The organism is Microbispora sp. KK1-11, assembly GCF_006874435.1.
GTDB classification, from domain to species: Bacteria; Actinomycetota; Actinomycetes; order Streptosporangiales; family Streptosporangiaceae; genus Microbispora; species Microbispora catharanthi.
In genome coordinates this window covers 1-383 of the sequence record NZ_VIRJ01000166.1, presented here as the reverse complement: position 1 = coordinate 383, position 383 = coordinate 1, and the positions used below count along the sequence as shown (strand labels likewise).

Genomic DNA, 383 nt, shown 5'->3' with positions numbered 1-383 from the left:
GAGTGCTACGGCTCCTGGCAGGCGGTGTACGCCCTGTTCCGCCGCTGGCAGCGTGCCGGTGTCTGGCAGAAGATCCTCACCGGGCTGCAGGCCCTGGCTGATGCCGCCGAACTGATCACCTGGCAGGTCGGGGTCGATTCCACCATCGTGCGGGCCCACCAGCACGCGGCAGGCGCGCCGCGTAAGCCCTGCCTGCAGGCCGAACCGCCGGGCGGAGTCAGCACCGAGCCGGCCGACCACGCGCTGGGACGCTCACGCGGTGGCCTGTCGACCAAGCTGCACCTGGCCTGCGAGCAGGGCCGGCGGCTGCTGTCGCTGGTACTGACCGCCGGACAGCGGGGCGATGCCCCACAGTTCGAGGCGGTCATGGCCGGCATCCGCGT

General features: G+C 72.1%; 1 pseudogene. It reads left to right on the top strand.

Going from position 1 to position 383, the window contains the following annotated elements:
* A pseudogene (locus FLW16_RS43220) lies at positions 1 to 383 on the top strand (IS5/IS1182 family transposase); the annotation flags it as partial.